Source organism: Candidatus Albibeggiatoa sp. nov. BB20 (assembly GCA_016744725.1).
Taxonomy (GTDB): Bacteria; Pseudomonadota; Gammaproteobacteria; order Beggiatoales; family Beggiatoaceae; genus Albibeggiatoa.
In genome coordinates this window covers 1-26,019 of sequence record JADGDW010000048.1, presented here as the reverse complement: position 1 = coordinate 26,019, position 26,019 = coordinate 1, and the positions used below count along the sequence as shown (strand labels likewise).

The following is a 26,019-nucleotide window of genomic DNA, read 5'->3' as shown; positions in this document are numbered from 1 at the left end:
ATATTTTAAGCTTGCAAAAAGACATTTCCTATAAACTATCTTATAAATCAATGCTATACAAAGTTGGAGTTATATTTGCTTAAATACATAGACCATCAAATATTAATCTACATTGCAAATGTTTGGTGAACAAAAGTAGATTTATAGCTTGAATATCAAAATTTAAGTAAAATATTTAGAAGTTAATAGTATTTGATATTTATCTGGTTTTAGTAATTAAAAGATCAAAAATGAGTAGCTCAATTTTTCGGATTGTTGGATGCTTTGAGTCTGTTTTTTTGTTCTAATCTAAAGCAGATATTGTTATACTTATTTCCGCTTTAAGTGTAGTATAATTTGGGGCTTAGTGGTGGCCTATTTTCGGGTTCTTCATAACAAGCTTTTAACTTATTTTCAAAGGAGAATATTCCATGAAATCACAAAAAGGTTTTACATTAATTGAATTGATGATCGTTGTTGCGATTATCGGTATTTTAGCAGCGGTGGCAATTCCTGCTTACACTGACTACTTAAAACGTGCAAAAGTAGCTGAAGGCGTTAACCTTCTTGGTGGCTTGAAAACACCTACTGAAGAATGGATTGGCTCTAAAGGTTACTGGCCTACTGTTGCAAGTATCAGTGGTAAAACAGGCGGTAAATATTCAACTCTAATTGGTGCACTTAAGTCTGGATCAACTGCCATAGTAGATGATTCTGCCACAGGTCTTGGTTATTCAGCATCTTTCATTGACGCATCTATTACAGGGCAATTACAGTTAACATATGATCCTGCTGCAAAAATATGGACATGTACACATAGCGCTATGACTTTATCTTACTTGCCAACTGCTTGTAAATAAGTTTGACGTTCCTAAAGCTTAACTAGACCCACTAAGTTTAGTTAAGTGTATATAAAAAAGCCTACTACATCAAAGTAGGCTTTTTTTATGCCCAATGGTTTAGTTTCAATAAAAACTAAACCATTTTACTCAATAATTTAAAAATACATTAACTGCTTATAATAACAAAATCAAGTGAAACACTTTGAATCACTCGCAATAGGATGTAAACTGGCTTAGTAGGAACTGCATGATATAGGTTTCCGTTTTTAAACGATTCATCACGGGATTAAGATATGGATATAGGTGAAATTCTCGCATTTGGTGTCAAGAATGGGGCTTCTGACTTCCACTTATCAGCAGGCGTACCGCCGATGATTCGTGTCAGTGGTGACATGCGTAAAATTAACGTACCTGCACTCGATCACAGTCAAGTACGTGACATGGTTTACGATGTCATGAATGATAATCAGCGTAAAGAATATGAAAAATATTTAGAGTGTGATTTTTCATTTGAAATTCCGGGACTTGCTCGGTTTCGTGTCAATGCTTACAACCAAAACCGAGGTGCTGGCGCAGTTATTCGTACTATTCCATCAGAAATTTTAACGCTAGAACAACTCAAAGCCCCTGCTATTTGTAAAGAATTTGCCATGATGGTTAGAGGTATGGTGTTAGTAACAGGTGGTACAGGTTCAGGTAAATCAACGACCTTAGCGGGTATGATGAATTATCGTAATGAAACAGAATACGGTCACATTTTAACCATTGAAGATCCGATTGAGTTTGTACACGAATGTAAACGCAGTTTGATTACTCAACGCGAAGTGAAACGAGATACATTAGGGTTTAATGAGGCATTACGTTCTGCCTTACGTCAAGACCCTGATGTTATTCTTGTTGGGGAAATGCGGGATTTAGAAACCATTAAACTTGCTTTATCCGCATCAGAAACAGGTCACGTTGTATTCGGTACATTGCATACACAATCAGCCAATAAAACCATTGACCGACTGGTCGAAGTCTTTCCTACTGCGGAAAAAGACACCATCAGAACAATGTTATCTGAAGGTCTTAAAGCTGTTATATCACAATCACTATTGAAAAGAGTTGGCGGTGGACGGGTGGCGGCTCATGAAATATTAGTATCCACGCCTGCGATCCGTAATTTGATTCGGGAAAATAAAGCCGCACAAATGTTCTCATCAATTCAAACGGGGCAACAATTTGGTATGCAAACCCTTGATCAATGTTTACAAAAACTATTGGATCAAAATGTGATTACACGTGAAGCGGCTCGAGAAAAAGCGGCGAATAAAAACCTATTCTAATCCCTCTCTGACTAAACTGCATTTATCAAAAAATGGGTAGATGCAGTGATCTGTTTCCTTCCATACCCAATAATAATCAAATACCGTATCGAGTTGCATATTTTTACATGGTATTTCTATCTTGAAAAATATCTTAAAGCCTGATAACTTAAAAAGTTTGCTATTTTCTGTTTAGGGGAACCTTGTTGATTCAATACTCAGAGCAAGATATTAAACGTAATTTGCCTACTAGCGCGGTAAGACGTGGCTATCGTTATTGGTTAGATGATTGTGTGGTTGATGTTACTTGTAAAATTGAACACGACAAACTCTATTTATCAGGTCATGTTAAGGGCAGTAATCATAATATTTATCATACTCATGCCGAGATTTCACAAACAGCTAATGGTCGTACTCATATTTCAGCAAACTGCTCTTGCCCTGTTAGCACAGACTGTAAGCATAGTGTCGCGATTTTGTACGCTTATTTACGCCGTCCAGACCTCGTTTCTTTTGAAACACCACGTCATCAAGACATTGAGCTAAATTCTAATGAATTTTGGTATGATAATGAGGAAAAATATAATGGTGTTGAAGAATTACTCGATCAATATTTCACTGATGAAAATGTGAAAGTGCTAGTGGCTGGAGAACAGCCTTTAAATGTATGGCAATCAAGACTAGATAAAATTATTCAAACTCAAGAAACTCCTAAAAAAAATTCAGGCAAGCAACAAGTTGTCTATATTCTCAATATTCAGACAATACAAGCAGTACATCATCTAAGAATTAACGTGTTTAATAGTCAATTGGATAAAGATAAAGAATATACAAAACCTAAGCGTGTTCGTAATAATGAGGTATCTTATGTGTTACCTGTTGATAGAAAAATTATTAAATTATTAAGCTTGAATGATAACGATGCGATTAGTTCAATGTTACCGATTGATGATGCTGACTTTTTTATACGTGATAAAGACGCTGTTGAAGTAGTTAATTTATTATTAGGTACAGAACGTTGTTTTTGGAAAAAGCTATCAACTAAAACACGGGTCACACTTGGAACCCCTCAGCCTGCTACATTAAGCTGGAAAGTCATGCCTGAGGGAACACAAAATTTAACATTTAAAGTAAAAGGTATATCCCACGCGCAAATTATACCACTTGCTCCATTATGGTATATTGATACAAAAACCTATCAATGTGCGCCTTTAGAATTAGACATTCCAAGCCATTTGGCCACTCTTTTATTAGATACACCACCGCTTAAACCTCAACAGGTAGATAAATTTACAACATTATCAAATAAAATCCCTCAACTGCCTAAGCCTAAGCAGCTTGCTGTTAAAAGCCTTATTGATTTGCGTCCTATCCCTCATTTATATCTACATAATGAGCATTTTAAAAAAGAAGCCTATCATCATAATATTCCAGACGAAATACATATCACCCTGTTAAACCTGTCTTTTTTATATCAAGATCAATCTGTTAAGTATCATATTAATGGCGAGTTTATAGAGTATTTTGATAAACAAAATCAAGCTTTTATGCGTATCAAACGTCGCCCTGTGTTGGAAAACAAGGTTATTCGAGAGCTAGAAAGTCATCATTTCAAAGAATTTCAATACAATTCTTATATGAAATATTACAAAAATGACCATCAATTTACACATGAATTTACCTTGCACAATCTTCATTTGTTAGATCAATTAGAGATGGAGCAAAAAATGATTGATTTTCAGCTTAATGTCATTCCTCAATTGCGTGACAAAGGTTGGCAAGTGGAAATGAGTGAAGACTATTTATATCAAATTATCGATCCTGAATTGATTGATGAATGGTATGGTGATATTGATGATACGACGGGTATTGATTGGTTTAGTCTTGAATTAGGTATTCATCTAGGTGCTGAAAAAATTCAATTATTACCTTTATTAGTTGATTTCCTAAAAAAAATCCATTCACGAGATGAATTACAAAAAATCCAAGCACTGCCTGATGACACCTTGCTGACTTTGCGTGTTGATGAAAATCGTTTGTTGCCAATCCCAGTGATTCGAATTCGAGATATTATCAATATTTTGATTGAATTAGGCGATCAAGAACCATTAGATGAAGATGGACGTTTACGCCTGAATAAATTGAAAGTGGCACAATTGGCTGAATTAGAAGCCGCAATGAGTGCCGCACGTTTGCGCTGGTTTGGGGGGGATAGATTGTTAGCTTTAGGGCGTAAATTACAGAATTTTAAAGGGATTAAATCAGTGGAGATTCCTGATAATTTCAATGCAGATTTACGTCCTTATCAGCAAGAAGGGGTCAATTGGTTACAATTTTTACGCGAATATGAGTTAGGTGGTGTGCTGGCCGATGATATGGGATTGGGTAAAACCGTGATGACTTTAGCCCATTTATCGATTGAAAAGCTGGTAGGGCGATTAAACAAACCTTGTTTAGTTGTTGCGCCTACCAGCTTAATGGTGAATTGGAAACATGAATCTAAACGATTTGCCCCTGATTTAAATGTTTTGGTGCTACAAGGTGCTGAACGTAAAAAATACTTTGGTAAAATAGATGAAAGCGATATTATTTTAACCACTTATCCATTATTGCCACGTGATAAAAAAGAACTTTTACAGCATGAATATCACTCATTGATTCTGGATGAGGCACAGCATATTAAAAATCCTAAAGCCCAAGCCACGCAAATTGTGCAGCAAATTCGAGCTGATAACCGCTTGTGTTTGACAGGCACGCCAATGGAAAATCATTTAGGCGAATTGTGGTCATTGTTCCATTTCTTAATGCCAGGGTTTTTGGGTGATATGTTGAGTTTTAAACATTTATTCCGCAATCCGATTGAAAAAGAAGGTGATGGTGCACGCCAACATACTTTATCTCGCCGTGTTAAGCCTTTTATGCTACGTCGAACTAAGAATGAAGTAATGAAGGAATTACCTGAAAAAACTGAGATTATCCAATCTGTAGAATTATCAGGTGCTCAGCAGGATTTGTACGAAGCAATTCGGGTCATGATGCACGAGAAAGTGCGTAAAGAAATTGAATCAAAAGGGATTGCACGTAGTCAAATTATTATTTTAGATGCCTTATTGAAGTTGCGCCAAGTCTGTTGTGATCCGCGTTTAGTCCCAATGGATGCGGCTGCAAAAGTGAAGAAATCGGCTAAATTAGAATTATTAATGGAAATGCTGCCAGAAATGGTTGAAGAGGGGCGCAGAATTTTACTTTTTTCTCAATTTACCAGTATGTTAGCATTGATTGAAGAAGAATTGAAATCTAAAAATCTAGACTATGTAAAATTGACAGGACGTACCCAAAATCGTGAACAACCGATTATGCAGTTTCAAAATAAAGAAGTGCCGATTTTCTTGATTAGTTTAAAAGCAGGGGGAACAGGGCTGAATTTAACCGCAGCAGATACGGTGATTCATTATGATCCTTGGTGGAATCCCGCAGTGGAAAATCAAGCAACTGACCGAGCGCATCGAATGGGGCAAGATAAACATGTGTTTGTGTACAAATTTTTGACTGAAAATACAGTTGAGACCAAGATTCAAGAATTACAACAACGTAAACGCGCCCTATCTGAAGCTTTATTTATTGGTGGTAATAATAAGAGTAGCGCCAAGCTGAGTCATGCAGATTTAGAGGCTTTGTTTGAACCATTGAGTTAAAAAGATGCAATACCATGCCAGTTAAAACCATTACTGTACAAGCTCCTAAACAAGGCTTATTTGAATTTACTCATCAAGTTGAGAATCTTGTTAGCAATAGCCAAATTCAAGAAGGACTCTGCACCTTATTTGTGCGCCATACTTCAGCCAGTTTATTGATTCAAGAGAATGCAGACCCTTCAGCAAAACGTGATTTGGAAAACTGGCTCAATCGTTTAGTACCAGAGCACGATAGCCTGTATACGCATATTTCAGAAGGCGCAGACGATATGCCGAGTCATATTAAATCCACTTTGACTGCAACCCATTTGAGTATTCCTATTTTAAATGGGCAACTTGCATTAGGTACATGGCAGGGTATTTTTTTATGGGAACACCGTTACCATGGTGGCAATCGTTCAGTTGTCATTCATATAGGCGAATAATTACAGTCCAAATCTACGCCGTGTAATCACGTCACACTCGTCCGATTTATCGCCTGCGTCATTGGTTTCATGACATTTGGCGGCAAATTCTTCCGCTTCTTTGCGGGCGTTATCTGCTTGGTCACGGGTGTTTGCATAAACTGATTGTTGTTGTTCATAACGTTCAATTGCGGTTTGGCGTTCAACTTCGGATAGCTGTTCCCATTGATCTTGCGGCACACCGTAAATGGCGGTAGTTGCTCCACAACTGATTAATAATAAACTGATGAAAATCAAACCTAAAATACGCATAATAATGTCCTTCGCAATCTTTAGCTTACAGAATTGATTGAATCATATAGTCGTTTTATTTTAAAGCGATACAGGACTGGCAGTCCTCGATTTTAAAACTGATTGATATTTAAAATATAAAAGGACTGCCAGTCCTCGCAAGACAAAATTGACTATAGCAAAAGTAACACACAAAACAAGTTTTGCACTCCAGCATCACATTTTGTAGTATGTGCTAACAGTAAAAATTGTATTAAAAATCAAATTCGACAAAACACAAGCCCTCACTTTTCATCATTTACTAGAAAGACATATAACATTGATAAGCTTAAACAATATCGACATTATTTTAGTTGGAACTTCTCATCCTGGAAATATTGGTGCAGCCGCTAGAGCAATGAAAACCATGGGTTTATCTCAATTGGTTTTGGTAAAGCCAAAGGAATTTCCTAGTGTGGTGGCGACAGCTCGGGCTTCGGGTGCTGATGATATTTTGGCCAATGCAAAAATTTATGATGATTTTGTCGAAAGTTTACATCCTTATGAATTAGTGATTGCAACCAGTGCGCGTTTACGTTCAATCACTTGGCCGATGTTAACACCGCCAGAATGTGCCGAAAAAGCGTTAGCACAAGAAGGTAAAGTGGCGTTAATCTTTGGGCGTGAACATGCAGGATTAACCAATGAAGAATTAGACCATTGCCACTCATTGGTACAAATTTCGACTGAGTCTGATTTTTCTTCTTTAAATATTGCGGCAGCGGTGCAAGTGTTAAGTTATGAATTACGTCGTACAGCAGAACAAAATGAAAATAACCCATTACCAACTGTGGGCGATGCCGTCAATATGCAGCAAATGGAATATTTTTATGAGCATTTAGAACAAACTTTGTTGGATACGCAATTTTTAGAAGCGGATAAACCACGTTTGACTATGCGGAAATTACGTTGTTTGTTTAATCGTGCAGCCCCTAATAAATCAGAGATGAATATTTTGCGTGGCATTTTGAGTTCTGTTCAAAAAATAGCTAAAAAATAAATCATCCCACTTTGGCTTTTAAATCAGATTGAATGCGTTTTTGCTGGGTTTCATAATCAATACGCAGCAAAATCGCCAACATCATACAGGAGACAATAAGGCTTGAGCCGCCATAACTCATTAACGGCAACGTCAATCCTTTAGTCGGTAATAATCCCATATTGACCCCTAAATTAATACTGGCCTGCAAACCAATACACAAACCAATTCCATACGCAGTATAAGCCGCATAATGCAAGCCCAATCGCTCGGTTTCCACTGCAATAACGAATGAACGCAATACCACAAATGCAAACAAGCCGATGACAAAAATCACCCCGATTAAGCCCAGTTCTTCAGCTAAAATTGAAAATAGAAAATCGGTATGGGCTTCAGGTAAATAGGCCAGTTTTTGCACACTGTTTCCCAATCCCACTCCAAAGATTTCACCGCGCCCAATGGCGATTAAAGCTTGCGTTAACTGGAAGCCTGAATTAAATGGATCAGCCCAAGGATTCATAAAGGTGGTTAAACGTTCTAAGCGATAAGGTGCTAGGAAAATCAACGTACTCAACGCACAGCTCACACCAATCACCCATAATACAAATTGATACATCGGCACGCCTGCCAAAAATAACATACCTAACACAGTGACGAATAAAACAACCGTTGCGCCGTAATCAGGCTCGAGCAAAACCAAACTGGCAATTAAAATCAGCACTGACATCGGTTTGACAAAGCCCATAAATGATTCTCGTACTTCTTGGCTACGTCGCATTAAATAGCTTGATAAATATAGAATCATAAATAGCTTCATCAATTCAGAGGGTTGAATATTAAATCCTGCCACACGTATCCAACGCATACTGCCATTCACGCTGTGCCCAAAGTAAGGCAGAAGCACCAAGATCAAACTGAATACACCCAATAATAATAAAGCAGCACTGGCTCTGTGCCAAAACTGCATTGGTATCAAAATGATAAGTAATCCAGCACCAAGCCCAATACTGGCATAAGTCAATTGTCGCCAAAAATAGTGCAGGCTATCAGCAAAACGGGTTTCAGCAATATAAATTGAACTGGATGTCACCATCACCAAGCCCAGTAATAATAGGACTAAGCAGGCAAGCAGCAACGGCATGTCGTAGCTAAAACGTGTATGCGAAGAAAGCGGTTTTGATTTGGCATTTGACATGGAAGAATAACTTGAATTTAAAGGATAAAAACGAGTTATTATAGCTTATTATTCTGCTGTTTAAGCTCTGTTTTGCAGTTTTTAAATACCATGTTTTGCTTGTAAACTGTTAGGATTACCAATCTTTGGAAAACTGGCAATCTTCAGTAATTATATATTATGTGCTCATTTGTAGTACATTCACTGCAATTGCACACAAAAAAGCTTGTTTTTAATGAATTATTTGGTTGGAGCGATAACCGCGTCTAAATTGAGATCATCACAAAATTCCATGAACTCATTTCGTAGCTGTGGGATTGAATCATCATTTGGAATGTAAATCATCATTGAAACTGTATACATTAAAGTATTGGTTTGATTTGGCACATAACGTTGACTAATCAGCTCTTCAACCCCAATATTACGGCTACTAAAAAACTCACATAGCTCATAGATAATTTTAGGATCATATAATGCAATCACTTCAATCCCATACGGCATGACATCTGTCACAATTTGCCGTGCTTCTGTTCTTGAGCTGATTAAATTAAAATTATATTGTGCTTGTAAACGAGGTAATAAGTCCTCAATTTTTACAATCACATCCCAACTACCTGTCACTTGTAAATTAAGCGATAGTGTATGACCAAATACGGTGGCACGACTATCTACAATGTGGCCGCCACAGTCTAAAATGGCTTTACTCATTTGGGTTAATAATTGTGGTTGGTTGTCGGCAATACCACAAATCATCAGTTGTTGCATAAGTTCTTAAACTCAATCAGTTAATATTTTCAGCGTCTGAACTCGAAATTTCAGTCACCTGTTATTTAATTTTTTTGCATTTCAGCTTAATATACCAGCCATACTATTTTAAGTGATTCTGTCAGTTTATGAAAATTATCCTGTGAACATTGATAAAATGCACTTGCAACCCGAATCAAGATCAAAAGCTTGTTGCAATGCTTGAAAGAAACAATACGCCCGTTATGGAGCACAATGTGAATATTAAATTATTAGGTAAACAAGTTTGTATTATTTTGTTAGTCAATTTACTTGCAAGCTGTGGTGGTCAATTAATTCATCAAGGTGATGTCAGTGCGCAAGAAGCCGCTGAAAATGAATTGAATACACCAAGCAATGAAGCCATCATCCCATTACATCCCAGTTCTGCTGAGTTTATTTCTGCGATCCAAGAATTTTCGTATAAATATATGGTGGCAGAATTAGCGGGACGACGTGGATATTATTCTTTATCTGCCCAGTATTTTTTAGAAATTGCTCAGATATTATTAGATATTGAATTGGCTGAACGAGCAGCACGTTTAGCATTACATGAAAAAGATTATCCTTTAGCTTATCAAGCAACAACATTATGGTTAAGGCTTGATGCAAGTAGTTTGCAAGCACGTTATAACTTGACTCGAATTTTAGTACAACAAAATCGGCCAGAGGAAGCTGCGGAACACTTGGATAGATTATTAACCGCATTGGAAGATAAGCCTGATTCACAACAACGTCTGATTATGGAAATCATTGAAGATCAAGATCAAGACCAAGTTGCGAGATTGATGGATTCTGTGATGAAAAAACATAGCAATAATCCTGTGACCTTGTTGTTGTATGCGCGGGTTTTAGTCGGCAGTGATAAATTAGAAAAAGCCCAAGCGATTTTAGAACAATTGTTTGAATTAGAAGCTAAAGATACTACTGCTACAACGGTAAATCCAAGTTATGATGAAGCAGTACCTGTGTATATTTATGTTTTATCTCAACAAAATAAAACCGAACAAGCATTGGTTTGGCTTAAGCAATTATTAGAAAAGAAGCCCGATAACCAAGACTGGCAACTCAGTTATGCCCGTTTATTGGCTGAGGATGACCAGATTACGGAGGCGATTGATTCATTTAAAGCCTTGACCGCCAAAGACCCTAATAATGAAAAGCTATTGTATGCCTTAGGGGTTTTACATTTACAAACCGAGCAGTTAACTAAGTCTAAAATCTATTTCAATCGTCTGTTAAACGTAGACTCAGAAAATGATTTGGCTTTTTACTATCTAGCGCAAATTGCTGAACTTGAGAAGAAAACTAGCACTGCATTGGCTTGGTATCGACAAATTGGTGAAACCAGTAGCAATTATTTGAATTCACAAGCGCGGATTGCGGTTTTATTGGTTGATTTAGGTGAGTTTGACCAAGCTATTGAGCATTTACATAGTATTTCAACGCATAATGAATCTGAACGTTTAAGTTTGTTGCAATTTGAAGTGGAATTATACATGCAGCAGGAACGTTATTCGGACGCGTTGGTGGTTTATGACGAAAATATTGAGCAATATCCTGATAATTTGAATTTGCGTTATATGCGAGCCATGTTAGCGGAAAAAATGGGGCATATTTCGCTATTGGAAAAAGATTTACGTTATATCTTGGAAATTGAACCTGAACATATTGATGCGTTGAATGCCTTAGGTTATAGCTTATCTAATCACACTGATCGGCATGAAGAAGCTTATCAACTAGTACAAAAAGCATTTGCCCTGCAACCTAACGCTTATTATATTTTAGATAGTATAGGTTGGGTGTTATACCATAAAGGTGAACTTGATAAAGCCATTGATTATTTACGTAAAGCCTATGAATTAAATCCAGACCCTGAAATTGCTGCACATTTGGGAGAAGTTTTATGGGCAAATGGTCAACAGGAAGAAGCTAAAACAGTTTGGCAACAAGCAACAGAACTATTTCCTGATGAAGAGCAATTACAAGAAGTAATTCAACGTTTTATGCCTTAATAGATTAGAAATTGGCAGTCAAATAGTTGATTGCCAATTGTAGCACTAGTAAACTGAAAAAATATAGATACTCAGGAAAACTGAGGTTGGCAATAGTCTTCTTTTAAGTTTCTAATCTTGTATCTAAAAGCAATATTTCGGATAATTCTTGTAAAACACAAGGTATTTCAATTGGTTAGTTGCGAAAATCTGCTATTCTTTTCTAAAGAGTTAATTGTATTTATATATTAGAAATATTGTCCGAGCCATTGTACAAGGGAAATTCAATGAAAATGATACAACAAGCTGCTTTAATATTTTTGTCATTTTTATCAATGTTTACTTTTGCAGCTACAGATTTATCTGATAAAAAACTGCTTTACGTTGATTCATACCATGCTGATTATGTTTGGAGTGAGGGCATTGAGCAGGGTATGCGGCAAGTTTTAGAATCAACAGGCATTGAAATTAAAGTGATACGCATGGATACCAAGCGTAATCGCGAGGAAGCTTTTAAGTTACAAGCTGGATTGGATGTCAAAGCATTAATTGACTCTTATCAACCTGATGTTGTGATTGCTTCTGATGACAGTGCATCTAAATATGTCATTCAACCTTACTACAAAGATGCTGATATTCCTTTTGTTTTCTGTGGGGTTAATTGGGATGCCTCGGTCTATGGGTTTCCGTATAAAAATGTCACAGGCATGGTGGAAATTAGCTTGCTTCAACCATTATTAAAACAATTGTCACGTTATGCAAAAGGCACGCGTTTAGGCATTTTATCTATGGATGCGTATTCAGAAAAACGTGCGATTAGTATTTATAAAGAGCAATTCCAAATTCAATTTGATAAAGAAGTTTATGTGAATAGTTTTGCTGAGTGGAAAGCAGCTTATATAAAATTACAAGATCAAGTTGATCAATTATTATTGGTTACACCACAAAATATGCAAGGTTGGGATACTTATTTGGCGGCTGAATTTGTGTTAGAACATACCCAGATTCCAACAGGTACAACACAAAAATCAATGATGCCTTTCACAACAATTGGCCTTGTTAAAATACCTCAAGAACAAGGAGAATGGGCAGCTCAAGCCGCATTAAAGATTTTAGCAGGTCAAGCACCAAATGACATTCCAATTGAGAAAAATAAGAGGGGTAAGCTATTAATTAATTTGAAAATATCTAATAGTATTGGCTTGATTTTCCACAATGCGATCTTGAAAAATGCTGAAATAATACGCTAACTACTGGAGTGTCATGAGTTCACAAACTACATTCAAAGGAAAATCAATATACTGAAATGATCTTTTATTTTTCACATTGTTTAGCCTGCAGAGTGGAACGGCTTATGATATTTTAGGGTTTATATTTGGAATGACGGCATCAAACGCGAAACATCAACAATCAAGAGGGTTGGAAATATTAAGCCAAGCCTTGAAAAAGAAGGATTAATGCCGTTATCAGAAGGTTCAAATGCAAAAGAAGTAGAAAAATTCATGTCAGGAGTTAAAAAATTAACACTGGATGTGACAGAAAATAGAATCCAACGTCCACAGGATTAAAGAAGTGCAAAAAGAATATTTTTCTGGAAAAAAAGCCGATACAATCGAGCATTTAATATTTAGTGATGATACAAGACGCATTCACTATATGAGTAAGGGGCATAAAGGAAAACATCAGGATTTTTAGGTTTTGCTAAAAGTTACCCACATCTTAAGCTTGATATTCCTCACAAAAACCCGAGAAATGACACACTAACAAAAGAACAAAAATTAGTTTTGCTTACCTCTTATTTTTCTTATACCTCATTTACTTACCTTATGTCCTGTACTGAGATAAAAAGCTCTAAATTTGTACCGCATTTACATTGCTTGCTTATCAATAATAAATAGTTTATATCTTAATATTTAAAAATAGTGAGTTATGAAATGAGATTAATTTTAGCAATTTTATTGCTACTACCCATTATGGGAAATACAGAGATTGTATTGCATCATACGGGTAAACCTATGACTTTGAATGCTGGTTTAGACTATGAAATTCGGCAGGAGTTTGGGCAAACGGTTGGCAGTAACTTATTCCATACTTTCGATCGTTTTAATTTGAATCAAGGGGAAGCTGCACATTTTTCGGGTGCTGATTCAATTCAAAATATTGTCGCGAGGGTGATTGGTGGTGAACCTAGTTTTATTGATGGAACGTTAAAATCGACTATTCCCAATGCGGATTTATATTTTTTGAATCCTTACGGCATTATGTTGGGTGTGAATGCACGTTTAGATTTACAAGGTGGTTTGCATTTATCAACGGCAGATTATGTGCGTTTAGGTGACGAGGGTGAGTTTCATGCCCGTTTTCCAGAACGGAATATTTTGACCACAGCATCGATTAGCAGTTTTGGTTTTTTGACTGATAGTCCTGCACCGATAGATATTCAAGGTAATGAAATTAATCAACAATTAGGTGAGAAATATGATGCAAACTATACACAAGCTCCTCTACAACTTAAGGAAAATAAAGATTTCAGTTTAATTGGAGGAAATATTAAAATTTCTGGGCATTATTATTATAAATCTGCTGAAAATCGTAAAAATGCTATAAAAACGCCTATCGCCACCATGTTTTTTCCTAAAGGCGAAGTGACCATGATAGGAGTACATTCAAGCGGTGAAGTTTTCCTCGATGATATTGATGAATTGTTAGACACAAGTGAACTTGCTAATATTACGCTATCTAATATTAAAATTAAAAATTTAGGAGGTGGTTTTTCTATCTATGGTAGTAACGTTGTGCTTACCAACACCTCTCTATTTCCTTGGATTGACAAAGAGGCTCAAGCGCTAGATACCAATATTTTTGCACAGGCTGACCTTTTATTTAAGGATGTTATTATCAATTCAAATACATATGGGACTAATGATGCAGGTTCTATCAGTTTAGAAAGTGAAGGTAATATTGCATTACAGAATGTCGAATTTTTTAGTCGCGCCAAAGAAACAAGTCAAGGACATGCGGGAAATATTAAAATTAATGGCTACCAAAATATCCTATTAGAAGATAGTAAAACAATCAGTAGCAGTACATGGAATAACAAACAAGCAGGAAATATCAAAGTAACTGCATATTCAGGTGATATTACAATAAAAAACTCAAAATTGTTTTCCAATGCAAATAGTACAGAACTAAATGCAGGTGATGCAGGCTCAATCAAAGTGACAGGGATTAATATTGCATTAGATAAGTCAACAATATTTTCTCTTAGTGAAGGCAAAGCCAATGCAGGGCAAGTTGATATAATAAGCTATAGCGATTTGGCTTTAAATGATACAAAAATATACTCAGATTCAAAAGCCAAAGAGGGTGGAAATACAGGAAAAATAAGCGTTATTAGCGGAGACGTTCTTTCTTTAAAAGATTCAAATATTTATTCCAGTATTCAAGGTCAAGATATTGATATAACAAGCTCAGGAGATGGTGCTGTATCTTTGAATGAGTTAGATAAAAAGGCAAACACAGGGCTAATTTTAATAGGTAGTCGAAATCATGATATTCATTTAGATCATACCGAAATTTTTTCTGAAACTAAGGGAAAAAGCAGTGCGGGAAATGTAGAGATAATCACTGGAATTGGAAATATCACTCTGGATAGCTCAAATATATATTCAGATACCACAAGCGATGGTCATGCTGGAATGGTAACCATGCAAACAAAAAACAACGCTATTTTGAATCACTCAAGCATATATTCAAATACAACAGGTAACGGTGATGCAGGTGTGGTCGCTGTTGATGCAGGAAATGACGTTATTTTAGACAGTTCAACAATATATTCAAATACAACCAAAGGCCAAGCAAGCGGTATATTAATAGAAGGAAAACGTGATGTTATTTTGATAAATCAGTCAAATGTATATGCTAATACTGCCCAAGAAGAGATTAAAGGTGAAGATAGTGCCATAATAATCAATGGTGTACGTAATTTCATCTTAGAAAATTCTACAATCAGCACCAATACGTCAGGTAAAAATAATGCGGGCATTATGCTTTTAGCCAGTCAACAAAATATTATTTTAAACAATGCAATGATAACTTCTGATACAACAGCAGAAGGTCAAGCGGGTTTTATTTTCTTTGACAAAAGCTTTAGTAGTTTTGAGAGGAATTTATCTGATATAAATCAATATGATACCACCAAAGATGCTATTACTACAATTCAAAATATTAATACTACAACCAACGTTACTTTGAAGGATTCAACAATTAGCACTAAAACATCAAGCCAAGGCGAGGGCGGGACAATGTTTTTATTTGCAAAAAATCTTGAATTAGACAACTCTAACATCACTTCTGGAAGTGAGTCAATATTCCCAAGCAGTGGCGATGCGGGCACCATTGTTATTGGTGCAAATGAACTCAGCCTGTTTAATAATAGTAAAATTACAACCGAAGCGAAAAATTCAGGAGGGGGAGCGATTAGCCTTGCTATTGGTACACAGCTTTATCTACCACAAGATACAAAAATAACCACGAGTGTTAAAAGTGGAGTAAAAAATGGTGGTGATATATTTATTGCAAATCCAACATTTAGCGTTTTAAACAAGGGTGAAATTCATGCTGATGCTCGAGGAGGCAATGGTGGGAATATTGGTATTACAACAACAGGCTATTTTGTATCAGATAACGATCTTGTAACAGCCTCATCAAAGTTTGGCTTAGATGGATATATCCAAATTGATACGCTTGGTTCTTTAAATAGTGAAGCTCTCGAAAACTTGCCTACAGAAATGACTGATACTGATTTAGAATTACAGCCAAGCTGTCTAAACCTTGGTAGTAGCAGTTTTACACTTATATCTCATCCTGGTATTTCAACAAGAGCACATGATTGGCAACCAGCACATTAATCATTACACCTGATATAAAATTCATATCAATCACACCACTGGTAACTATGATAGAAAGATAATTATCAGTGGTAACAAACATTAAGAAATTCTAAGATTAACAAGAAACTTCTTGAGGGTGAAAGCTACATTCTCTTGCAGCCGCTAATAAAGCCAAACGTGCAACCACACCATACGCATAAAATCGATTAGGAAACGCATCAGGTTCTTTAGTTTTATCAGGAGAATTACAGGTTTCAGCAAATGCCAAAGGTTGAAAATGTGCTCCTGGTGCATTCAGATTCTCATTAATCCCTTTCGATGTATGCACCCGATAAAAGCCACCGACCACAAAATGATCGATCATATATACCACAGGTTCCGCAACCGCCTCTTCCCAAGTTTCAAACGTATACACACCTTCTTGCATAATCACTTTACTGACTTGCTGTCCACCTTTAGTTGACGACATTTTAGTGCGCTGTTTCCGATTTAAAGCCAATACATCATCGCCGCTATGCACTGTCATTACCCCCATCCCATAACTACCCGCATCTGCTTTAACAACCACAAATGGCTCTTGAGAAACACCATATTGAGTGTATTTATCATGAATTTCATCAAGTAAGGCATTTACATTTTTAGCCAAACAATTCTCACCCTCTTTCTTCATAAAATCAATTTCGCCACAATTTTTAAACAGTGGGTCTATTAACCATGGATCAATATTAACCTGCTGTGCAAACTCTTTGGCAACTTGTTTATAATAAGTAAAATGTTCCGATTTTAACCGATGTGACCAACCAAGCTGCAATGGTGGTATAATGGGCTGTTGGATATTTTGTAGAATAGGTGGAATCCCAGACGACAAGTCATTATTCAGCAGTACTAAACAAGGCGTAAAACCCTCAATGCTAATGGTGTTACCTTGACGTATCACAGGCTCTAATAATAAGCTTTTACCTGAATCTAATTCAAAAGATTGTGGTTCAGACAAGCCCTCTATGAGTGAACCTATACGCACTTCATAACCTGCTTTTTGTAAAATATCAGCTAAAGTGGCAACACTTTCTAAATAGTAGGCATTTCGAGTATGATTCTCAGGAATTAGCAAAATGCGTAATGCCTCCATATTGAATTGCTCAATGGCAGATTGTATGGATTGAATACACAGCGGTAAGAAAGCACTATTTAAATTATTAAATCCTGCTGGAAATAAATTAGTATCCACGGGAGCAAGCTTAAACCCTGCATTGCGTAAATCGACTGACGCATAAAAAGGCGCGGGTGTATGATGCCATTGCTGACGAAACCAGTGCTCGATATGTGCCTGTTGTTCTAGTAAATGTGCTTCCAAATGCTCCAATGGGCCATGCAGTGCGGTGGTTAAATGTGGTACAGAATTTAAGTAACTGGGGTTCATAAACAGCCTTTTTTACATAGAGTTACAAGCGATATATAAAAAAACTCGCAAAAGATTTCAACAATACGATTGAATTCATTGCTAAATCGCGTATCATGTTAAAGTATTTACACAGAGATGTGTTATCGGGTGTGCATAAAAGTTAGAGTATGATGAATTACACCAAGATTCTACCTTTATGTACGATATAATAGATTAATTCAAGTCTGATGAGTGGAAACAACCTTGAGCGCGGAAACAAACTTTGAAGGCATAAAAGTTGTAGTCATTGACGATAGTAAAACCATCCGACGGACTGCGGAAACCTTGCTAAAAAAAGCGGGCTGCGAGGTCATTACGGCGACAGATGGCTTTGAGTCACTATCAAAAGTCATGGAATATCAACCGAATATTATTTTTGTTGATATCATGATGCCCCGTTTAGATGGCTACCAGACTTGTGCTTTAATTAAAAATAATCAAGCATTTAAAAAAATTCCTGTTGTTATGTTATCTAGTAAAGATGGCTTGTTTGAGCGTGCACGTAGCAGGATTGTCGGTGCAGAACACTACATGACGAAACCATTTACTCGTGAAGAGCTGCTCAGTACGATTAAAGCCTATGTTGTAGACGTGAAAGCAAAATGATTCATCTGAAACAGAATAAGAGATAATGTATGGCTAATATATTGATTGTGGATGATTCGCCAACAGATGCCTACCTAGTGAAAAGCATCCTAGAAAGTGAAGGTTACGAGACAACTGAAGCTTCAAGTGGCGAAGAAGGCATACAAAAAGCAAAAGAAGTCAAACCTAACTTGATTATTATGGATGTTGTCATGCCAGGCGCAATCAATGGCTTTAAAGCGACCCGCGTAATTACCAAAGATGCGGAAACAAAAACTATTCCAGTCGTTATTGTGTCATCAAAAAGTATGGAAAGTGATATTGCTTGGGCAAAAATGCAGGGTGCAAAAGGCTTTTTAGTTAAGCCTGTTAACCAAGGCGAATTACTTTCTGTGGTCAAAGAGCTATTGGGTTAATGACTCATGATATGCGACAACGCTGAGGTTTAGGCATGGCTAATGCGGTTGGACAATCTCCTTTTCAATATTTAGTAGATATAGAGCGACGGGCTCGTCAACGTGCTAAAGGTTTACCACGTGAAGAGCAAGTCCAAGAAATTTGGCGTGGTATTGCATTCCGTGTCGGTGACACATTTTTAGTCAGCAGTATTACCCATGTTGACCGTATTATGAATTGTCCTAGCGTATTAGCAAAAGTACCAGGTGCAAAAACATGGATTCGTGGGCTTGCCAATATTCGTGGTATTTTGCTACCTGTCATTGATTTGCTCGCGTGTTTATCGAATAAAATCACTAGTATTGAAAATCGTAGCCGCCTTCTTATTATTAATCAAAATGGTGTTTATGCCGGCTTATTAGTGGATGAAGTCATGGGTATTAAGCACTTTCCTGAAGAGTTATTAGATACTGAAACCCCGTGTCAAGAAGCATGGGTTAGCCCTTTTAATAAAGGTTTATTTCATTATGAACAACAGACTTGGGTTGTATTTGATATGCAAGTATTAACAGAAAGCAATCAATTTTTAAACGCAGCACTATAATGATTTAATTAGGGTTGGTAGTCCTGAATTTAGTAATTATTCCAGTTTGGATTTATAAAAATCTACCAAATACAGTACATTTTTAAACGCTGCATTGTAATGAATTTAAAAGACTGTCAGTGCTACACTGCAACTATTTTAGCGAATGACGTTTTTATAGACTGTTTCCTTAATTGGGCTTGTATGCCACTTCGCGGAGGATAATATTTAGCCATGAAATTTTCATTTAAAGCAATTGGTTCTACAAATACGTGGCTATATGCCCTGATTGGGCTATTGTTGGTGTCATTTGCACTATTGATTGCAACCTTTTGGTTTGTATCAATTAATAGTAAATATGATAAAGAATATTTAAGCCATGTCACCCAATTACGTTTAATGTCTCAACAAATTACCCAACAGTCAGGTTATGCCGCGCGAGGGAATGAAGAAGCATTTAATTCAATTAGTAAAGCCCAATTGGATTATCGAAAAATATTAGAATTATTGAAAAAAGGAAATCCTGATACAGGAATGCCTGCAACCCCTGAGGATGCCTTACCCGCATTAATTGAGCTAGGGCGTGCATGGCAGGAAGCTGATTCAGGTATAGACCAGCTATCGCAAACTAAAGAAGCGGTAGTGCGTTTATTTAAAGAGTCTGCACAATTAAATCAAATGACCGTAGACTTAGTGGCACAGACCGAAACCACGATTCAAGCTATGATTGTTGGTGGTGCAAATCAAATGCAAATGTATGCTATGACCCGTGAGCTGATGCTATTGGAACGGATTGGTAACAGTATTCGGGTTTCCTTCCGAGGTGATTCTGAAGCGTTGAGTGCTGAAGCCCAATTAGATGATGACATTAGTGAGTTCAGTGATACGCTAGCAGTGCTTATTGATGGCAGTGATGATATTCCTATGGTGCTTGATCCTGTAGCGAGACAAGCAATTCAAGAATTAACCATGGGCTTTGAAGAAAAAATTGAACAAATTGACTACTTCTTAGACAAAGCAGAACAATTATTCCAAGCTAAAGATGCGCTGTTAGTCTTAACAGAATCGATTCCAGAAGTATTAAACAGTATCGAAAATTTACAAGAAATCTACCAGAAAGCCAGCAATCAACGCTTATTCACCCCTGGATTAGGTAATGCCTTGGCAGGTATCGTATTGATTTTATTAGTTGCCTTGACTGTTTTCGTTGCTAAAGCCAATCAAGGGCGTGCTGAAGAAACCAAACAACGTTTAGATGCAAGTCAGAAAACTAACCAACGTAACCAAGAAGCGATTTTAAGATTATTAAGTGAAATTGCTGACCTTGCCGATGGTGATTTGACCGTCAATGCAACGGTAACAGAAGATTTTACAGGTGCGATTGCCGATGCGATTAACTACTCGATTGAGGCCTTGCGTGATTTGGTTATCAGTATTAACGAAACTGCAATGCAAGTCACAGGTGCTGCACAAAGTACTCGTGGTACAGCAGCTCAGTTAACCCAAGCCAGTGAACGCCAAGCCCAACAAATTGCTAAAGCAGGTCAAGCGATTATCGGTATGGCCAACTCAGTGAAAAAAGTATCGGCTAATGCGGTTGAGTCAGCAGAAGTGGCGAAAAAATCAGTTGAGATTGCCAGTAAAGGTGCAAAAGCGGTACAAGACACGATTACAGGTATGGATTCGATTCGTGAGCAAATTCAAGAAACTTCAAAACGAATTAAGCGTTTAGGCGAAAGCTCTCAAGAAATTGGTGAAATCGTTGGCTTGATTGATGATATTGCTGACCAAACTAACATCTTGGCCTTAAATGCAGCGATTCAGGCGGCGATGGCAGGTGAATCGGGTCGTGGGTTTGCGGTGGTTGCAGATGAAGTTCAACGCTTAGCAGAACGCTCGAGTAATGCAACGAAACAGATTGATGCCTTAGTTAAAACCATTCAGAGTGATACCAATGAAGCGGTAAGCTCGATGGAACAAAGTACGGCTGGAGTTGTGGCAGGTGCTAAAGTCGCAGAACGTGCAGGTGAGGCCTTAACCGAAATTGAAAAAGTGTCGGTACAGTTAGCAGGTCAGATTGAGAACATTTCACAAACATCCAGAACGCAGGCCGCAGTCGCTTCCAATATTTCTGGCACAATGACGATTATTCAAGAAATTACCACTCAAACCTCGAATGGTACGAATGAGACCGCTGCTGCTATTGAGCGTTTGGCAACACTGGCTGATGAGTTGAAGAAATCAGTATCAGGTTTCAAACTCCCTGATGATGTGCAACAGTCTTTAGATCAAATGACTGACTCATTCTCTCACTCATAATGGCAACATGGTAACTGAAACATGAAGTATTCAGCCCTGACTTGGGTGAAAACAACCATTGATGAAAACTTGAAACAAACGCGCCAAGCATTGGAACAGTTTGTGGAAAATCAAGATGATACTGCACCATTACAGCAGTGTGTCACATGGTTGCATGAAATTCGTGGTGCTTTGGGAATGATGGAATTGCAAACTGCGGCATTGTTGGTGCAAAACGTAGAAGCGACTATCACAGCCCTACTTGCTGGTAAAATCAGTGATAACAAAGGCAAAGAAAAAGCCTATGATTTGTTGATGAATAGCTTGATTCAGTTGCCTAATTATTTGGATCATTTGTCGATTGTACAACATGATATTCCATTGGCATTATTGCCTTTGATTAATGGGCTACGCACAATGCGGGCACAAAAAGCATTGCCTGCTAATCAATTGTTTACACCTGATTTGACTGTACATTTGCCGGGGCTTAAACCTGTACAATTGCCTGATCCTAAATTAAAAGATTATGCGCAGAAAATGCGAGTGGCATATCACAAAGGCTTAGGTGTGATTATCAAAAATCCTAAGCAAGCTACTGAAGGCATTAAGTATGTTTACAATGTGATGCAGAAAATGCAACAGGCAACAGGCACTCATGAAGTCACTAAAGTGTGGTGGGTGACAGAAGCGGTGTTAGAAAGCTTATTATTGAAAGGCTTAGAACTTAATGCCAATGTGGTAAATGCACTGAAGCAAGTAGATGCGGTGATTAAACAGATTGTCGATCACGGTAATGCGGCTTTAAGACAGCCCGCTCCTAGAGCACTGCTAACCAATTTGCTGTATTTTTCAGCACATTCTCAGACTAAAGGTAAGCAGTTACAAAAAGTTAAAGCTGTTTTTAAATTGCAAGATTATTTCCCATCAGAAAAAGCCTTACAATCAGCACGACTCACATTCAGTGGCCCTGATATTGAGTTAATGAAAACTGTTATTACCTTGCTTAAAGATGATTTTGCTCGAATTGAAGAGACTTTAGATATTTTTAATCGTGCGGATAATCCCACGGTTAGTGAGCTTACACCATTAGTGACTTTATTAACTGATATGGCAAATACTTTGGGTTTGCTCGGTTTGCCTACTCATCGTAACTCTATGATTGTGCAAGCGCGAATGATTAAAGAAGTCATTGATGGAAAACGCTCTTCTGAGTTGAATTCATTGTTAGAAATTGGTAACGCACTGTTAAAAATTGACGCAGCATTAGATATTCTTGGAGTACAAGGAGTTCATGCACGGCAACGTTTACAACAAAGTCCTGATACTGAATTTTTTGAAACCCCACAATTTGGCATCATCCTAAGTGTGGTGGTTAATGAAGCAAAAATTGAATTATCCCAAGTTATTCAACCACTGGTCTCGTTTATCAATGATCCTACTCAATTAGATGAAACCTTGTTAGAAGTACCGGGGCGTTTAAAACAAGTTGAAGGCTTTTTATCTATTTTATCTCATGACCGTGCATCGCTATTATTGCGCAAATGCAATCAATATATTCAGCGGGTCTTTATCAAAGAGAAAACTGTACCAGAAGAAGCGAAGCTCAAAGCATTGGCAGATACATTAATCAGTATCGAGTTGTATTTAGACACGCTTGCGGGCAATCCTATGGATGCAGATGATATTTTGAACACCACCCAAAAACGTTTGGCATTATTAACCAAGTAATGACAGGTCATTGAAAGACTGAGGTTAAAGCATCGGTAACACTTATGAAATTACTTGAGATTCCAGAACAATCAGCCGCCGACGAAATTGATGAAGAGATTCTTGACATTTTTGTAGAGGAAGTTCAAGAGGTTCTCGAAGAAATCGTTGGCAGTTTTGCGCAATGGAAAGTGAATCCTGATAATGTGGAGGCTTTGCAAACTTTGCGCCGTGCGTTTCATACATTGAAAGGTAGTGGCCGTTTGGTGGGCGCAGCTGTAATTGGCGAATTGGGCTGGCGATTTGAGAGTATGCTGAATCGCATTATCGAAGGTGGGATGCCGATTAATGAAAATGTATTAGGTCTTGTCTCTCAAGTCGAAGGTGTGATTCCGGGGCTAATTGAAGAATTCCAACGCCAAGCATCAACAACCAATAAAGTATTATTACTGATTTCTCAAGCTCATTACTTAACTGAAACCAAAGGTGAAACGATTGGTGATTTTGAGCTGCCTGAAGGTGAAGATTTAGATACCATTGTATCGGTAGCTAAAAATAGCGTTGAACCTGAAGCAGTAATGGAAAAAACAGTTGAATCGATTGAAACTGAACCAGAAGAGCTTGCCGCATTTGAAACGGATGATATTGAATTAGGTACATTAGACACAGATGATGACTTAGATTTATCAAGTTTTGACGATGACTTAGAACTTTCGGATGATGACAGCTTAGATGATAGTGACTTACTCAATACTGATTTAGATACAGAACTTAATTTAGATACCGATTTAGCTGAGTTGGATACTGACTTAGATGATAGTGCGTTAGGTGATTTAGGCACTGAATTATTAGATGAATCTGATTTGTTATCTGACCCTGATGAACTACTGTCATTGGGTGGTGATTTAACTGATGAAGAAGATGAAGTCGACCCTGCTTTACTTGATATTTTCACCTCTGAAGCGCAACAGCATATTGTTAATTTACGTCGTTTATTAGAAGAATACGAAAATAGTGATGAGCCATTGCCATTAACTGATGATGTCATCCGTTGTTTTCATACTTTAAATGGCAGTTCTCGCAGTGTCAGTTTTACTGAAGTATTTACTTTAGCAGGGCCGACTGAGAATTATGCTCGAGTATTATCTGAACGCAATGTTAACGTCAATAATGATGTATTAGCTTTGTTTAGGCAAGTTATTGACATGACAGATAATTTACTGCGTGGTGAAGTGATTAGTGATGATGATCATTCTGGGTTAATCAGTCAAATTGCGATGGCGGAAGCAGGTGTGCCCGTACCTACTAAGCAAAGCTCAAAATTATCTTCACCAAAACCTACTATGTCTGGTTCAAGCGAGATTTTCACGCCGCCCGATCCTTCCGATGAATTCATGGCTATTTTTTTAGAAGAAGCCGAAGAAATTTTAGAAAACACCCAATCTTTATTAGAACGCTGGCAGACTGCACCCGATAATATGCAGTTAATGAAAGAGTTACAACGTGAATTGCACACTTTGAAAGGTGGCGCACGGATGGTTGAGATTACCCCAATGGGTGATTTAAGCCATGAATTAGAGTCCGTGTTAACTAAGATTGTGGAAGGCACAAGTCATTCTTCACCCCGTATCCAGGAAGTGGTTCAAACCTGTGTTGATGAGTTAGTGGCACAGTTAGAGGCTGTGCGCTCAAGCTTACCTTTAAATATGCCAGATGACTTAATTGTCAGAATCAAAGCAGCATTAAATGGAGAAGCTGAGCCAGAATCAAATGAAAAACCATCCAAATCCGTTGAAAAAATAGAATTAGAACTGGCGAAGCCAACTGCTAAATCTCAAATCAGTGAGTCTGCAGCTCAAGATAAAGCGATCGAAAAAGAAAAAGAACCTGAAATGACTGAAAGTGGTGCAGAAGACCGCATTCGGGTTCGAGTCGCATTGATTGAAAAATTAACAGGTTTGGCAGGTGAATTATCAATTTCTCGTGCTCACATGGAGCAACAACAGGGTTCATTCAAAGCCAACTTAGGTGAGATGGAACAAACCGTAACACGGTTGCGAGATCAGTTGCGGCGCTTAGAAATTGAAACTGAAGCGCAGATTTTATCCAGTTATAGAGAAACGGTCGTTGAAGAAGAGGATGACGAAGAATTTGATCCACTGGAAATGGATAGATTCTCAGTCATGCAGCAATTATCGCGCAGTTTGTCAGAAAGTGTGAACGATTTGCTCAACATTCAAGATTATCTCAAAGTATTGACTCGTCAAAGTGATACTTTATTAGTGCAACAAACACGGATTGGAACAGAATTACAAGATGTGATTATGCGCACGCGGATGATTCCATTTTCACGGATTTCACCTCGTTTGCAGCGGATTGCCCGTTTGACCTCGCGAGAATTAAGAAAGAAAGTTGATTTTGAAATCATTGGTGAATCTATTGAGTTTGAACGTACGGTATTAAATCGTATTGTTGCCCCATTAGAGCACATGTTGCGTAATGCCATTGGGCATGGTGTGGAAGATTCGGCTACCCGTCAACAATCAGGTAAATCCGCTGCGGCTACAGTGAAAATTAAATTGTCTAAAGAAGGGACTGATTTAATTATTCGTCTTAGCGATGACGGAGCG

At 37.5% G+C, this 26,019-nt stretch carries 18 protein-coding genes; 14 read left to right on the top strand and 4 right to left on the bottom strand.

The annotated features are described in order from the left end of the window. Nucleotides 1–410: 410 nt before the first annotated feature. From ABXH34_RS07525 to ABXH34_RS07510, 4 genes are all read left to right on the top strand, one after another. Nucleotides 411–839, top strand: coding sequence for a pilin (locus ABXH34_RS07525; protein WP_353571257.1), 429 nt, complete (start codon nt 411–413; stop codon nt 837–839). A gap of 275 nt (nt 840–1,114) precedes the next feature. After that, nucleotides 1,115–2,149, top strand: coding sequence for a type IV pilus twitching motility protein PilT (locus tag ABXH34_RS07520; RefSeq protein WP_353571256.1), 1,035 nt, complete (start codon nt 1,115–1,117; stop codon nt 2,147–2,149). A 185-nt stretch (nt 2,150–2,334) separates the two neighbouring features. Continuing rightward, nucleotides 2,335–5,823 (top strand): DEAD/DEAH box helicase, encoded by a 3,489-nt coding sequence (locus ABXH34_RS07515; RefSeq protein ID WP_353571255.1) that lies wholly within the window; start codon nt 2,335–2,337, stop codon nt 5,821–5,823. 14 nt (nt 5,824–5,837) lie between these two features. Further along, entirely contained in the window at nt 5,838–6,248 is a 411-nt protein-coding gene (locus tag ABXH34_RS07510; protein ID WP_353571254.1) for a secondary thiamine-phosphate synthase enzyme YjbQ, read from the top strand. Here the strand turns inward: ABXH34_RS07510 and ABXH34_RS07505 are convergent, their stop codons facing one another. Beyond that, entirely contained in the window at nt 6,249–6,539 is a 291-nt protein-coding gene (locus ABXH34_RS07505) for a hypothetical protein (protein WP_353571253.1), read from the bottom strand. 211 nt (nt 6,540–6,750) lie between these two features. Between ABXH34_RS07505 and ABXH34_RS07500 the strand changes: the two genes are divergently transcribed. Then, nucleotides 6,751–7,557: an RNA methyltransferase gene (locus tag ABXH34_RS07500; protein WP_353571252.1), complete on the top strand. Its 807-nt coding sequence runs from the start codon at nt 6,751–6,753 to the stop codon at nt 7,555–7,557. 1 nt (nt 7,558) lies between these two features. Here the strand turns inward: ABXH34_RS07500 and ftsW are convergent, their stop codons facing one another. Together ftsW and ABXH34_RS07490 are read right to left on the bottom strand one after the other, a co-directional pair. Then, nucleotides 7,559–8,731 (bottom strand): putative lipid II flippase FtsW, encoded by a 1,173-nt coding sequence (ftsW, locus tag ABXH34_RS07495; protein ID WP_353571251.1) that lies wholly within the window; start codon nt 8,729–8,731, stop codon nt 7,559–7,561. 219 nt (nt 8,732–8,950) lie between these two features. Next, nucleotides 8,951–9,475, bottom strand: a complete 525-nt coding sequence (locus tag ABXH34_RS07490) for a glycine cleavage system transcriptional repressor (RefSeq protein ID WP_353571250.1) — start codon at nt 9,473–9,475, stop codon at nt 8,951–8,953. Between the two features lie 236 nt (nt 9,476–9,711). Between ABXH34_RS07490 and ABXH34_RS07485 the strand changes: the two genes are divergently transcribed. The 3 genes from ABXH34_RS07485 to ABXH34_RS07475 all read left to right on the top strand — a co-directional run bounded on the left by ABXH34_RS07485 (nt 9,712) and on the right by ABXH34_RS07475 (nt 16,397). Next, nucleotides 9,712–11,508, top strand: a complete 1,797-nt coding sequence (locus ABXH34_RS07485; protein WP_353571249.1) for a tetratricopeptide repeat protein — start codon at nt 9,712–9,714, stop codon at nt 11,506–11,508. Between the two features lie 266 nt (nt 11,509–11,774). Then, the gene (locus ABXH34_RS07480) at nt 11,775–12,737 is read left to right on the top strand and encodes an ABC transporter substrate-binding protein (RefSeq protein WP_353571248.1); all 963 of its coding nucleotides are present in this window, start codon (nt 11,775–11,777) and stop codon (nt 12,735–12,737) included. Nucleotides 12,738–13,421: 684 nt separating this feature from the next. Continuing rightward, nucleotides 13,422–16,397 (top strand): two-partner secretion domain-containing protein, encoded by a 2,976-nt coding sequence (locus ABXH34_RS07475; protein WP_353571247.1) that lies wholly within the window; start codon nt 13,422–13,424, stop codon nt 16,395–16,397. A gap of 97 nt (nt 16,398–16,494) precedes the next feature. Here ABXH34_RS07475 and gshA read toward each other — a convergent pair whose 3' ends face one another. Further along, a complete protein-coding gene (gene gshA, locus ABXH34_RS07470; RefSeq protein WP_353571246.1) occupies nt 16,495–17,799 on the bottom strand; it encodes a glutamate--cysteine ligase in 1,305 nt (434 codons plus the stop codon). Between the two features lie 225 nt (nt 17,800–18,024). Here gshA and ABXH34_RS07465 point away from each other — a divergent pair, with 225 nt between their 5' ends. From ABXH34_RS07465 to ABXH34_RS07440, 6 genes are all read left to right on the top strand, one after another. Then, nucleotides 18,025–18,426, top strand: coding sequence for a response regulator (locus ABXH34_RS07465; RefSeq protein WP_353571245.1), 402 nt, complete (start codon nt 18,025–18,027; stop codon nt 18,424–18,426). A 29-nt stretch (nt 18,427–18,455) separates the two neighbouring features. Further along, complete coding sequence (locus tag ABXH34_RS07460; protein WP_353571244.1) at nt 18,456–18,821, top strand: response regulator; 366 nt, start codon at nt 18,456–18,458, stop codon at nt 18,819–18,821. Nucleotides 18,822–18,856: 35 nt separating this feature from the next. Next, the gene (locus ABXH34_RS07455) at nt 18,857–19,405 is read left to right on the top strand and encodes a chemotaxis protein CheW (RefSeq protein WP_353571243.1); all 549 of its coding nucleotides are present in this window, start codon (nt 18,857–18,859) and stop codon (nt 19,403–19,405) included. 213 nt (nt 19,406–19,618) lie between these two features. Then, entirely contained in the window at nt 19,619–21,703 is a 2,085-nt protein-coding gene (locus ABXH34_RS07450) for a methyl-accepting chemotaxis protein (RefSeq protein ID WP_353571242.1), read from the top strand. A gap of 21 nt (nt 21,704–21,724) precedes the next feature. Further along, nucleotides 21,725–23,410: a FimL-related protein gene (locus tag ABXH34_RS07445; protein ID WP_353571241.1), complete on the top strand. Its 1,686-nt coding sequence runs from the start codon at nt 21,725–21,727 to the stop codon at nt 23,408–23,410. A gap of 44 nt (nt 23,411–23,454) precedes the next feature. After that, nucleotides 23,455–26,019: Hpt domain-containing protein (locus tag ABXH34_RS07440; protein WP_353571240.1), on the top strand; the 2,565-nt coding region annotated here is incomplete at its 3' end.